The organism is Paenibacillus sp. FSL P4-0081 (assembly GCF_000758565.1).
GTDB classification, from domain to species: Bacteria; Bacillota; Bacilli; order Paenibacillales; family Paenibacillaceae; genus Paenibacillus_AQ; species Paenibacillus_AQ phytohabitans.
Genome location: NZ_CP009280.1, coordinates 3,970,024 through 3,982,093 on the forward strand (window position 1 = coordinate 3,970,024; position 12,070 = coordinate 3,982,093).

The window sequence follows — 12,070 nt, forward strand, 5'->3', positions numbered from 1 at the left end:
GGGTCCGAAGGAGGGGATGGAATGTATAAGGTGCTGCTGGTTGACGATGAGCTGCTGGATCTGAAGGGTCTGCAATACTTCATGAACTGGGAAGACATGGACATGGAAGTGTGTGCAGCCGCAAGCAGCGGCTTCGAGGCGCTTGAAGTGCTGGAAGCACAGCAGGTGGATATTGTCGTCACGGATATCAAGATGCCGATTATGACCGGGATGGAGCTTGCCCGCAGAGCACTTGAGCTGAATCCGAAGCTGAAGATAGTTTTTGTCAGCGGCTATGAGGATTTCCAGTATGCCAAGCAGGCCATTTCCATGAGTGCCTGCGGTTATGTTCTGAAGCCTGTGGACGATGAGGATATGCGGCGGACGTTGATTGATGTGAAGGAGGCCCTGGACAAGGAACGGGCGCATAGCCATCTGGAGCATTATTTCTCGGAGTCGGAACCCCTGCTGAAGCGTGAGCTGTTCATGCAGCTTCTCGATGGAACACCGGATGAGGACCGGGTATTGCCGCTGCTTCAGCGCATGGGGATTGCTTGGCAAAGATCCCGCCTGTACACCGCTCTGCTGGAACCGGATGACCTGGCCTGGAAGCTGAACGGCTATAGTGAGGAGGCCCAAGCGGCAATAGAGCGGCAGCTGAGCCTGTCTGTTGAACAGTTCTGTGCGATGGAACGGATTCAGGTCTGCAGACTGGATCAGTTCCATTTTGCTCTAATCCTTGAAGAACGTGTTGACCATGGACGGTTAAGGGAATTCATTCATCATGCGGTCAGCGGAACTCCGCTGACAGTGACCATAGGAGCAGGACCGCTGGTGAACAGTCTGAAGGAGCTGCATTACTCCTTCCAGCGGGCCAAGGAAGCCCTTGGATTGAAGCTGTTCCTGGGCAAAGGCAAGCTGATCCTGCACACGGATGCCAGAGGGCCGGTTACGGCTGAAGCCAAGGATCTTGATGATATTCTCCAGGCCTTGTTTCAGGCCATGTCCTCTTACCGGCTGGTTGCTATCGACGATTGTAATGAGGAGCTGTTCGTGTGGGTAGGTCATATGGAGACCAAGCTGGAGATCTATCAGCTGTTTCTGCATGTGGTGTCGAAGCTCGATGCCTATTTGCATACGATTAATGAGGACTTCTACGAGGTGCTCGGACTGGACCGGAAGCATCTGAGCATTCTCTATCATTTCGAGACTACCCAGGATATGAAATCCTGGCTGCGCCGCCGTATGTTCGAGCTGTCGGAGCATTTGCAGCGCAAACGGCAGGGCAAGAAACGCAAGCTCGTGCAGGAGATTGAAGCTTATATAGAGGAACGTCTGGAGCATAACGTGATGCTGCGGGATGCTGCCAATCATTTCTCCTTCTCGCCTAATCATCTGGGGCAGATTTTCTACGAAGAGAAGGGAATTTATTTCTCCGATTATGTCTCTTTAAGACGGCTGGAACGGGTGAAGCTGCTGCTTGGTGACCCGAAGCTTAAGGTTTATGAAGCTGCCCAGCGGGTCGGCTATAAGAATCTGTCCCATTTCAGCAAGCAATTCAAGGATTATTACGGAGTCAGCCCGGGTGATTATAGGAGACATCTGTAATATGCGGCGCAGATGGAGTATGCCTTACGGATACAAGCTGATTCTCCCTTATGTGGTCTGCCTGCTGCTAGCTGTGGGTACAGTGGGCTTGTTTGCTTACAGTCATTCCGTGAACTCGCTCAAACAGAAGACGCGCGAGAACATCCAAGGCACACTGCAGCAAATGCGGGATAACATCACCTACCGTACGGATAATATTGAACGTATCTCCAGCACTCTCTATTACAACTTCAATCTGCAAAGTGCACTGCGGCGTTATGAGCAAGGCTGGTACAGCTATGAGACGATGACTAAGACTCTCATGCCTACGCTTGAGAATCTGCTTAATTACACGGCAAGCAATGTCGGGTTATCCCTGTACCTGGAGAATGATTCTATTCCTGAACTATACTACAGCGAGATTGGACCCAATCCTCTGCTCTCGACCAAGCGGTATGAGATCTTTCATCTGCAGAGAATCCGGGGAGAAGACTGGTATCATGACCTCGTGGCGCCGGAAGCTAAACCGGGTGCTGGTCAATGGCGTCAGATTCTGCGCGATGAAGAGAACAGCAATATCTCACTGATCCAGAGGATGGATGATATCCAGAAGCAGCGGAGCATCGGTCTAATCCGGGTAACGGTGCAGATGCGGGATCTGCTGGATTCGGTGGATTACCGCAAGATCGGCGAATATGCCACTCTTATGGTGACTGACGGGAGCGGCAGGGTGGTGCTGGAGTCTTCACCGGAGGGTGCGGAAGTCGCCAGCCTGCAATCCGCCGGCAACCTGCTGCAACTGAGAGAGCCGCTGGAAGGCATCGGCTGGGAGCTGCAAGCCTATATTCCGAACAGCCTGTTCGATGAAAGTGCAAGCGAAGTGCGGAGAATGACACTGCTGGTCTGTCTGGCCAGCGCACTGGTTCTGGCCTGTCTCGGCATCGGAGTATCCAGCTATTTCTCCCGGCGGATTCAGAAGATCGTCGGATCGCTGAACGCTTTTCACGATGGAGACTTTCACAAGAGAATTAAGTATAAGGGCAATGACGAACTGGCACAGATTGCCGTAGCCTTCAACCGGATGGGCAGCAATATCGAAGAGCTGATTCACAAGAATTATGTCGCCAATCTTCAGAAAAAAGAAGCGGAGCTGGAATCGCTGCAGGCGCAGATCAATCCGCATTTCCTCTACAATACACTCTCCTCGATCAATCGTCTGGCCCAGTTCGGAGATATTCAGAAGCTGCACACCCTTGTTCAGGAGCTGGCCAAGTTCTACCGTTTGTCTTTGAACCGGGGAGGAATTATCACAACCGTGGGCAATGAAATTGAGCATGCCAAAGCTTATATTGCCATTCAGGGCATCAAATACGGGGAGCGGATGTCGGTATATTACGATATTGACCCCGGGGTGCTGGAGTATGCGACGGTGAAGCTGATTCTCCAGCCGATGATTGAGAATGTGCTGGAGCATGCCTGGTTCGGCAGCACCATCGGAATCCGGCTGGTGGCGGAGAAGAGGGAGGACAGTATCATATTCAAGATTATAGACAATGGGGTAGGCATGAATGCGGATACCATCCGGCAGATTCTGGCCCCTGAGGGGACCCGGATCGGCTACGGCATCCGTAATGTAGATTCCCGGATTAAGCTGCATGGAGGCAGTGAATACGGAGTGCTGATCGCCAGCCGTTCCGGAATCGGCACCTGTGTGCAGATTTCTATTCCCTGCCGGTTATAACCGTATAAGCAGTCAATCGGCTACAAAGGAGTTTTGACCTTATTGAAGACCATTCACACAGGAGATTACGAGATCCTTCTTGAAGGAAGCAGTCCGGACTTTCAATCTCAGCTTCATGTGCAGCGCGGAGTAGATGGCGTTGCCTATGCCATCCTGACACTCAGTGCTCCCGCTCCGGCAGCTCCCCCCAAGCTGACGCTTCGCTGGAGCTGCCAGGCCATTGATATTCAAGGAATGTGGCATCCGGCAGCGGAACGAAACAGGGGACTGGTTCCCGACTGGCGGGAGGGGTTCCTGTCCAGATCCACTTTCTCTGCACCGGTTGTCAGCCTGTATGGCAGCAGGGGGAACAATGCTCTGACCTTTGCCTGCTCAGACGTCTTGAATCCGCTGGAGCTGCGTGCGGGGCTGAATGAAGAAACGTCCAGCTTTCAATGTGCTGTAACGTTGTTCGCAGGCGATGTCTTTCCCATAACACATTATGAGCTCATCCTGCGGCTGGATTCCCGCAGCGTTCCGTACTATGAAGCACTGGGCGCAGCGGGGAAATGGTGGGCAGGCTTGAAAGGGAGTGAGCCGTCCCCGGTTCCTGATACCGCAAGGGAGCCGGTGTATTCCACCTGGTATAGCTTCCATCAGCAGCTGAAGCCGGAGACCGTAGAGCTGGAGTGCAGACTCGCAGCTGAACTGGGCTGCGGCGCGGTAATTGTGGATGACGGCTGGCAGACGTCAGATGAAGCCCGGGGGTATGCGTATTGCGGAGACTGGAAGGCCAGCCCGGACAAAATCGCGGATATGCAGGCTCATATAGCCCGTGTCCATGACCTTGGCATGAAATACCTGCTGTGGTATGCCGTGCCGTTCATCGGCAAGCATAGTGAAGCCTGGCTGCGCTTCAAGGATAAGTTACTCTACTATAGTGAGAGCTTCGGAGCAGGCGTGGCCGATCCCCGTTATCCGGAAGTCCGGGAATACTTAATTTCCTTATATGAGCAGGCATTGCTGGATTGGGATCTGGACGGCTTCAAGCTCGACTTCGTGGATAGCTTCTATGTGGAAGGGCATGCAGCCGGCCAACATGATGACAGAAAGAACGGCAGGGATACAGGCTCGGTTCCGGAAGCCGTCGATCTGTTGTTAAGCGGAATCCTCTCCCGCTTGCGGCAGCTGAAGCCGGATATTATGATCGAATTCCGCCAGAATTATACCGGACCGCTGATGCGCAAATACGGCAATATGTTCCGGGCAGCAGATTGTCCAAACGATGCACTTCAGAACCGGATGCATACAATCGATATCCGGCTGATCTGCGGGGATACCGCGGCACATGCCGATATGCTGATGTGGAATCCGGAGGAACCGGTCGAGGCAGCGGCATTGCAGTTCATTAACATTCTGTTCGCTGTGCCGCAGATATCCGTCCGGCTGGATACTCTGCCGGAGCCGCATAAGGCTATGCTGGGCTTCTGGCTAAGCTTCTGGCGCGGGCACCGGGATGTATTGCTGGACGGAACATTGGAGCCGGTGAGTCCCGAGCTGCTGTATCCGCTTGTCATCGCCCGGACCGCGCAGAAGTGGGTGTTTGCCGCTTATCATGATACAGTAATCCCTTTAGCAGGGGAGTTGCCCGGGCTGGTTCTGGTAATCAACGGGACGCTGAACCCGCGCCTGGTACTGGAGCTGGAGCGCGATCCGGGTCTGCTGCTCGTAAATATCCGCGACTGCCGGGGAACTGTTATTGCGGACCACAGGCTGGTGTGGAAGAAAGGTGTGCATGCACTCGAGGTTCCGCCGGCAGGGGTAATCATGATTCGCCTGCCAGAATAGCTGAATAATTGATCTTACAAGACGCCCGGTCCCCCACACATATTCCAGTGGGGGGCCAGGCGTCTTGAAGCTGTTCTGGTCTGGCTACTGCCAGTTGATTAATGGGAGCAGAGTAAATCAATCCAGCAGCTTCCCGATAAAGACCCGCATAGCCAGTGTATCTGGAGCATGCTTCTGCCGGATGATCCGGAAATCCCTTTCAGTCAGCGTATGCCTGATTCTTAGTTCACTTAATTCGCCGCTGGCCAGCTCTTTGCGTACAATCCATCTGGACAGCAGGGACAGTCCAAGTCCGGCGCTGACCGCTTCCTTGACACCCTGGCTGCTGTTGAATACATAGGAGCGTTTGGCCTGAATACCTGATTCCTGCAAAAAACGGTCGCTGAAAGCCCGGGTGCCGGAACCCGGTTCCCGCAGCACCCAGACTTCATTATGCAGCATCTGATCCTCTACAGCGAGTTCACTGCTTAGCGGGTGAGCGGAGGGCGCGACCAGAATCATCTCGTCCTTCATATACGGGATAATGGACAGATCAGAGCCCGACGTTTCACCTTCGATGAAGCCGATATCCAGCCGGTTAGACCGGACCGCAGCAATAATCTCTTCCGTATTGCCTATGGTGACCTGGAGACTGACCAGCGGATATTGCCGGGCGAAGTCGGCCAGGCGGGCCGGGAGCACATATTCCCCAATTGTGAAGCTGGCTCCGATCTGCAGGGTGCCGGTCACTTCGTCCTGCAGCAGCCGGATTTCCCGGCCGGCCTCTTCATAATGCATGAGCATCTGTTTCGCATGCTTATATAGAATGGCTCCGGCTTCAGTAAGACGCACTTGCTTGGGGGAACGGTGCAGCAGCTTCACTGCGAATTCGTTCTCCAGATTGCGGATATGCAGGCTGACTCCGGGCTGGGAGAGGTTGAGCAGCTCGCCCGCCTTAGAGAAATGCTGCTGCTCTACTACGGTAACAAAAACGCGGAGCGCATCAGTAATCATAATAATCCCTCATTTATTGAAGATGGATGTAGCTGTAATTACGGTTTTTTACTATTTTAACATAGTGAATTCGCCTAAGCATAAGTATTAATAATGATTGAAATAGCAAACCTGTATTTCACATTCCGTAAGCATGCTTATATAGTAAAGCTATAAAAGCGGTGTTATAACGAAGTAGTGAATGGGGCGCGGGACGGATGAATGGAAGCGGAAGCGGAAGTTACAGATTGCAGCGGAGTAATCATAGATATGTCTACTTTGCCGGCGGGATTGTTGTTACACTCACTCTGGCGGTTGCGGCGAAATATTTAGCCTTGCTGCCGGTCATCGGCATTATGGGCCAGCTGGTGCTGGCCATTCTGCTGGGGATTGGCCTCAGAGCAGTAGCCGGTGTTCCGGAGCAGGCCATGGCAGGCGTACGGTTCTCGGGCAAAAGACTGCTCAGAGCAGGAATCATTCTGCTGGGGATGAGACTGAATCTGGGGGATATCGTACAGGCGGGTCCAAAGGTGGCCGGGATTGCAGCTATTAACCTGGTGTTCACGCTGTTCACTGTGTATGGTTTGGCGCGTTGGCTGAAGATGGACAGAAGACTGGGGCTGCTGACCGCGTGCGGAACAGCCATCTGCGGCGCAGCAGCAGTAGCTGCCATTGCCCCGCAGATCAAAGCGACAGACAACGAGACGGCAGTAGGAGCGGCAACAGTGGCGATTCTGGGAACTGTTTTTACACTTGTATATACGATTCTATATCCATATATGGGCTTAAGCGCTTCGGGATACGGAATCTTCGCAGGAGCAACCCTGCATGAGGTGGCACATGTCATCGCTGCAGCCGTACCTGCCGGGCAGCAAGGCTCCGATCTGGCAGTACTGGTGAAGCTGACGCGGGTAGCAATGCTGGTTCCGGTCGCTCTGATTCTGGGCCTGATAGAAGGCCGCAGGGAGCGGAAGCTACACCGCCGCATGAAACTGTCCGATGGAGCAGAAGAAGGGTGTGCCGCCGAAACGGAAGGAAACCGGGAGCGCAAGAAGCTCCCGGTTCCCTGGTTTATTGCAGGCTTCCTGTTGATGAGCGGCATCAATACGCTTGGAGTTATCCCTCAGCCGCTTGCGTCAGATATGATCACACTTGCCTATCTGCTGCTGGCCATGGCGATGGCGGGACTTGGACTCGGCATTGATCTCAAGACCTTTAGCAGCATGGGGCGTAAGCCGGTACTCGCCGGATTCATAGGTTCGGTATTCATGTCGCTGCTCGGATTTGGGCTGGTACATTGGTTGGGATTATCTTAGTCCAGTGGAACGGAACACATCACATCATAGATCACGCTCAAACCCCTGAGTAAGCCATGAATCCGCCGTCCACAGGCACGGTGATTCCGGTGACGAACCCCGACATTTGCTCATCTGCCAGCCAGAGCAGGGTGCCGAGCAGATCCTTGGGCGTACCGAAACGGCGCATCGGGGTTTGGGAGATGATTTTGCGGGAACGTTCTGTCAGCTCTCCATTACTGTCCACAAGCAGCTGTTCATTCTGAGCGGTTACGAAGAAGCCCGGGGCTATAGCGTTAACCCGTATTCCCGCGTCTGCCAGATGGACGGCCAGCCATTGCGTGAAGTTGTTAATCCCCGCCTTGGCAGCACTGTATGCCGGAACTTTGGTCATTGGCGAAGCGGCACTCATGGAAGAAATGTTGATTACCGTTGTTCCGGTTCGCCCGAGCATCTGCTTGGCGAAGATCTGGGTCGGAATTAACGTTCCGGTCATATTTAAATCAAGGACATTGCGGAACCCGCTTACAGACAGATCGAAGAAGGAGACGATATCCGGATTCTCCAGGTCTCCGTCCGCGAAGGTCTCATGGGTCGTAATTGCCGAAGGCTGATTACCGCCGGCCCCGTTAATTAATAAATCACAAGGCCCCCAGTGCTTCAGAAGTTCATCGGCTGCCTGCTGCACATTGCTGGAATCCATAACATCACAGGCCAGGGAAAGTGCTTGTCCTCCGGTTGCAGTTATCTGCGCAGCCAGAGCGGCGCCTTTGTCCGCAGTGCGGTTCAGAATAGCGACCCTGGCGCCTTGACGGGCTAATTCCAGGGCCATCACGCTGCAAAGTGCGCCGGCTCCTCCGGTAATCACGGTGATTTTGCCTGCCAGTTGAGGCTGTAATGCCAACTCAGACATAGGTATCCAACCCTTCTCTAATGTAAGTATGATCCTAAGTAAGGACTAAGTCTGTTTACTATCGGGCATCATTACCCGCCGGGCGGGGCTTCTATTCAGTTCCCCGGATTCCTTTTTAAATGGACGGCAAAGCCGTTTCTACTTGTAGTACTGCGGGTATTTCTCCATCAGCATCTCCTGATCGGCAATGGTTAATGCCATATGCTCCTGCATCATATGATCACCCTGCGAAACATCATGTGTCTGAATCGCTTCATAGAGGCAATAATGCTGCTGATACAGATGCTCCCAATTATGATCTGCCGTAAGCTTAAGCATCCGGCTGCGGTTCAGATGGACCTTGATCTGCTGGACTACTTCCCAGGTATTCTTCTTGCTGCAGCCTGTAAAGATCAGATGATGAAATTCTTCATCCAGCATGAACATTTCCTTATAGTCCTGATCTTCAATGCAGAGTCTCTGTTTATCCAGATTCGCCTTAAGATCTATAAGATGTTTGGCCTGAAAAGAGCTGCAGGCCTCGCGCATAACCGCCCGCTCCAGATGCTCGCGCATGAAGCGGGCTTCTTCGACGAGGCCGGAATCAATAAGAGAGACAACCGTTCCGCGCTGGGGATAGACATCGAGCAGGCCCTCTTGGGCCAGCCGGACGAAGCTCTCTCTGACGGGAGTGCGGCTAACATTGAATTTAAGTGAAATTTCTTTCTCCGAGATGCTGGTGCCGGGAGGGAGCTCCAACAGCAAAATCTGATTCTTCAAAGAACGATACACGATGTCCCGTGTGGAAACCGCTTGTGTACCGATAATGTATTCCATCGCGTAGCCCTCCTGTTAAGTTGTTCAGAAGCACTACCATACTACCATACAAGTATGGTAGTATGGTAGTGCAAACAGGCAGAAACGGCTAATACCGTCCTTACCAGGACAAATTTCCGCTTCTGCGGAAAAGATAAGAACGTTATATTGCGAGTAGCTTATACATTCTTATCTTCTAAAATACGGTATGACGAAAGGCTGGAGAACACATTGAGTACCTCACCTTTTATTCATGAAGATTGGCTGCTCCTGAACAAAAGTGCACAAACCCTGTACCATGACTATGCCCAAAAAATGCCGATCTACGATTTCCACAGTCATCTGAATCCTCAGGAGATCAGCAGCAACCGCAAGTTCCGCAATATCGCCGATCTGGCGTTATCGGGGGACCATTACAAGTGGCGTGCGCTGCGCTGGCTCGGCATCGATGAACAGCTGATTACCGGGAACGCTCCGGACAAAGACAAATTTATGGTCTGGGCGCGTTCAGTACCCGAGATGCTGGGCAATCCGCTGTACCATTGGACACATCTGGAGCTGAAGCGCTATTTCGGCATCGATGAGCTGCTCTCGGCCGATAATGCGGAGAGCGTCTGGGACCGCTGTAATGAACAGCTGCAAGGAGACGGCATGACTACACAGGGCATCCTTAAGAAGCAGAATGTTGACGTCGTCTGCACAACGGATGATCCGGCTGATTCCCTGGAGCATCACATTCTTATTAAGAACGACAGTGCACTGGAGACCGTTGTTGCTCCAACCTTCAGACCGGACCGGGTGCTGAATATCCGCGATGAAGGTTTTGCCGGCTACGTTGCCACGCTCAGTGAAGCCAGCGGAATGGAAGTTCACTGTTATTCCGAATTCATGAAGGCTGTGACTTCGCGGATCGATTATTTCCACAAGCATGGCTGCCGTCTGTCCGATCAGGCCTTCGGTGAGCTTCCGCACGCACATTCAACCGAACATGAAGCAGCCTACATATTTGCCCGTGCCTTCAAAGGCGAGGAGATCAGCGCCCAGGAGGAACAGAAGTTCCAGAGCTACACACTGCTCAAATTAGGCCGGCTGTATCACGAGCGGGGCTGGAGCATGCAGCTGCACATCGGGGCGCTCCGTAATAACAACTCACGGATGTTCGATGCGCTCGGCAAGGACAGCGGGTTCGATTCCATTCTGGACTTCAATATGGCCCGCAGCCTGAATGCCTTGCTGAATGATCTGGATGCCAGCGGACAGCTTCCGAAGACCATTGTGTATACGCTGAATCCGTCACAATACGAGATGATTGCAACATCGATCGGTAATTTCCAGGGCTCGGGGATCAAAGGCAAAGTGCAGATGGGCTCAGGCTGGTGGTTCCATGATCAGAAGGAAGGCATGCTGCAGCAATTGAAGGCGCTCTCCAGCATCGGCCTGATCAGTCCATTCGTCGGCATGCTGACCGACTCCAGAAGCTTCCTCTCCTTCACGCGTCATGAATACTTCCGCCGGATTCTATGCAACCTGTTCGGCACATGGATTGAAGAGGGCGATCTGCCGCGCGATTATGCTTTTGTGGGCCGGACGATCGAGAACATTTGTTACAACAATGCCGATGCATATTTCGGGATAAAATAGTATGTAGCTACAAAAAGGAACAGTCCTATCAGCCATCATATGGCTTGGGATTGTTCCTTTTTTATTGAGCGCACATGTTATGGTGACTTAAACTCGTGATAACCAATTTGATAATTCGCTTGCTGCGTGGTTGCAGTGACCAGATTAAGTTATGTCCTCATAGGTCCCGCAATTTTTAATTGCACTTTGTACAACTAAATCGCCTGATTTACAACCGATCATCCGTTTAGTTGTATTTCGTACAATTAAATTATCGGTTGTAGCTGGTTATCACCGTTCCGGGCAAATTTAGTTGTACAGAATACAGTTATAAGATATGGGCAGCCTTTATCGCAGTTTTTAACTGCACAATCTACAACTATTATGAAATCAAGTTGGATTTTGAATGCAAGGATAGCGTAAATCATACTCCAACTAACAAATCCCCCCTACTTCGTACTGCTCCGGTAAGCAGAAGGAGAAACGCCAGTAGTCTTCTTGAACACCTTGGAGAAATGGGCAAGCTCCATGCCGACCTGCTCGGCGATATTGGATATGCTGAAGTCGGTGTACGAGAGCTGCCTTTTGGCGAGCTCCATCCGTTTCAGCTGAACGTACTGCATCGGAGGGACGCCGATGAATTTCTTGAAGTAGGGAATGAAGTAGTTCGGATGCAGATGGACGAGCTCCGCCAGCTCCTCCACATCAAGCGGCCGCATCAGGCGCTGGTCAATGTAAGTCAGCACATTCGCCAGCTTCCCCTGATCGCTGGTATGTGTCAGGTCATCCAGGAAATTGCTGTAGCCTCCCGATTCCAGACACAGTGCCAATAGCGTGAGCAGTGAAGCCTGAGTGCGCAGAGTCGCCAGAAAGCCGGTATCCTGAAACAAATCAATCATTTCCGTGAAAATCGCCCTTACCGCATCCGGATCCGGCACATCGCTGATATAGAGCTTATTGGCAGAATGAAACAGCGGCCATTCCCCGATCTGCGCATCAAAGTGACAATAGTAGCGTGTGTAGGGATCATTGGGCGAGGTGTCCGTGGTCTGGGTAGAGCCGGCCGGCATGATCATTAATTGCCCGGGTCTGGGATAATACGCCACGCCGTTGATAATCACCTTGCCTTCGCCGGAATCAATATAGTACAGCCGGTTGAAGGAAGGGGTCTCGTTCGTCCTATTCCATCCGGGGTATCTGCTGGTCAACTGGGCATGCGTAACGGTAACGGTCAGATTCTGCAGCAGGCGTCCGGTCAGATTTCCGCTGGCATACATATTCATAGGTTTAGCTCCTTTACAACGCTCATAAATTCATTATACCGCTTTCATTTATCTAATA

General features: G+C 52.3%; 9 protein-coding genes. 5 read left to right on the plus strand and 4 right to left on the minus strand.

Annotated features, from left to right (window positions below; all coding sequences use genetic code 11):
* The first annotated feature begins 21 nt into the window (after positions 1–21).
* Genes P40081_RS16980 through P40081_RS16990 form a run of 3 tightly spaced genes read left to right on the plus strand, consistent with a single transcriptional unit; the run spans position 22 to position 5,134 of the window.
* The gene (locus P40081_RS16980) at positions 22–1,587 is read left to right on the plus strand and encodes a response regulator (RefSeq protein WP_042137060.1); all 1,566 of its coding nucleotides are present in this window, start codon (positions 22–24) and stop codon (positions 1,585–1,587) included.
* A gap of 1 nt (position 1,588) precedes the next feature.
* Complete coding sequence (locus tag P40081_RS16985; RefSeq protein WP_042137061.1) at positions 1,589–3,307, plus strand: cache domain-containing sensor histidine kinase; 1,719 nt, start codon at positions 1,589–1,591, stop codon at positions 3,305–3,307.
* Between the two features lie 42 nt (positions 3,308–3,349).
* Complete coding sequence (locus P40081_RS16990; protein WP_052421864.1) at positions 3,350–5,134, plus strand: glycoside hydrolase family 36 protein; 1,785 nt, start codon at positions 3,350–3,352, stop codon at positions 5,132–5,134.
* A gap of 117 nt (positions 5,135–5,251) precedes the next feature.
* On the opposite strand, the gene P40081_RS16995 is transcribed toward P40081_RS16990, so the two are convergent.
* A complete protein-coding gene (locus P40081_RS16995; protein WP_042137063.1) occupies positions 5,252–6,127 on the minus strand; it encodes a LysR family transcriptional regulator in 876 nt (291 codons plus the stop codon).
* 197 nt (positions 6,128–6,324) lie between these two features.
* Between P40081_RS16995 and P40081_RS17000 the strand changes: the two genes are divergently transcribed.
* Positions 6,325–7,422, plus strand: coding sequence for a YeiH family protein (locus P40081_RS17000; protein WP_042137064.1), 1,098 nt, complete (start codon positions 6,325–6,327; stop codon positions 7,420–7,422).
* Between the two features lie 37 nt (positions 7,423–7,459).
* Here the strand turns inward: P40081_RS17000 and P40081_RS17005 are convergent, their stop codons facing one another.
* Positions 7,460–8,314 (minus strand): SDR family oxidoreductase, encoded by an 855-nt coding sequence (locus tag P40081_RS17005; protein ID WP_042137066.1) that lies wholly within the window; start codon positions 8,312–8,314, stop codon positions 7,460–7,462.
* A 138-nt stretch (positions 8,315–8,452) separates the two neighbouring features.
* The gene (locus P40081_RS17010; RefSeq protein ID WP_039292670.1) at positions 8,453–9,130 is read right to left on the minus strand and encodes a GntR family transcriptional regulator; all 678 of its coding nucleotides are present in this window, start codon (positions 9,128–9,130) and stop codon (positions 8,453–8,455) included.
* Positions 9,131–9,340: 210 nt separating this feature from the next.
* On the opposite strand from P40081_RS17010, the gene uxaC reads away from it, so the two are divergent.
* Positions 9,341–10,750, plus strand: coding sequence for a glucuronate isomerase (gene uxaC / locus P40081_RS17015; RefSeq protein ID WP_042137067.1), 1,410 nt, complete (start codon positions 9,341–9,343; stop codon positions 10,748–10,750).
* 428 nt (positions 10,751–11,178) lie between these two features.
* Here uxaC and P40081_RS17020 read toward each other — a convergent pair whose 3' ends face one another.
* Positions 11,179–12,012, minus strand: a complete 834-nt coding sequence (locus P40081_RS17020) for a helix-turn-helix domain-containing protein (protein WP_305954236.1) — start codon at positions 12,010–12,012, stop codon at positions 11,179–11,181.
* Positions 12,013–12,070 lie beyond the last annotated feature (58 nt).

What these genes read in the sequence shown, in the direction of transcription:
- P40081_RS16980 (WP_042137060.1), top strand. Translation starts at nt 22, where the DNA reads ATGTATAAGGTGCTGCTGGTTGACGATGAGCTGCTGGATCTGAAGGGT.
- P40081_RS16985 (WP_042137061.1), top strand. Translation starts at nt 1,589, where the DNA reads ATGCGGCGCAGATGGAGTATGCCTTACGGATACAAGCTGATTCTCCCT.
- P40081_RS16995 (WP_042137063.1), bottom strand. Translation starts at nt 6,127, where the DNA reads ATGATTACTGATGCGCTCCGCGTTTTTGTTACCGTAGTAGAGCAGCAG.
- P40081_RS17000 (WP_042137064.1), top strand. Translation starts at nt 6,325, where the DNA reads ATGAATGGAAGCGGAAGCGGAAGTTACAGATTGCAGCGGAGTAATCAT.
- P40081_RS17005 (WP_042137066.1), bottom strand. Translation starts at nt 8,314, where the DNA reads ATGTCTGAGTTGGCATTACAGCCTCAACTGGCAGGCAAAATCACCGTG.
- P40081_RS17010 (WP_039292670.1), bottom strand. Translation starts at nt 9,130, where the DNA reads ATGGAATACATTATCGGTACACAAGCGGTTTCCACACGGGACATCGTG.
- P40081_RS17020 (WP_305954236.1), bottom strand. Translation starts at nt 12,012, where the DNA reads ATGAATATGTATGCCAGCGGAAATCTGACCGGACGCCTGCTGCAGAAT.